Origin of the sequence: Bartonella vinsonii subsp. vinsonii (assembly GCF_902825235.1) — a bacterium.
GTDB classification, from domain to species: Bacteria; Pseudomonadota; Alphaproteobacteria; order Rhizobiales; family Rhizobiaceae; genus Bartonella; species Bartonella vinsonii.
Genome location: NZ_CADEAJ010000055.1, coordinates 1 through 489 on the forward strand (window position 1 = coordinate 1; position 489 = coordinate 489).

Genomic DNA, 489 nt, shown 5'->3' on the forward strand with positions numbered 1-489 from the left:
TGTAAAAAATCTTTTCCCCATATTTATTCTATGCCACTAAACGCTTATCCCACCCCCATAAAGCAAAAATTAAAACCCTTTCCACCCTTAAACAATAATCCTAATCCTGCAAAACTCTTTATTCAATAGCATGCTCATCAGCTAGCCTTTCTCCAAAGAAAATAATCAGAGTTCTTTTGTAAAAAAAGTTTTGTATCTTTTGACAGTTTTGTCGGTCCCTTCTGGTCGTACTTTTATTTTTTTTAATGAGAAAAAATAAAAACATTATATTTCAATAGGTTAGCATTATACAATTTTTTGCAATCTCATGCATAAAAGCCATGTGAGTAAAATAGACAATCAGTGACTTGAGTTTTGTCTGTTTTTGTCAATTTTTGTCGGTAAATCTTAACTGACAATTCTTTATGGTTAGAGTGATCATAAAACTCTTCAAAATTGCATATTTGAACTTTTAAAGGCACATATTGGAGTCGTCTTGATTGACGTAAA

At 30.9% G+C, this 489-nt stretch carries 1 protein-coding gene; it reads right to left on the reverse strand.

From position 1 onward, the window contains the following. Nucleotides 1–305: 305 nt before the first annotated feature. On the reverse strand, nt 306–489 hold a 184-nt coding region (locus J7R12_RS08660), incomplete at its 5' end, for a hypothetical protein (protein ID WP_208439074.1).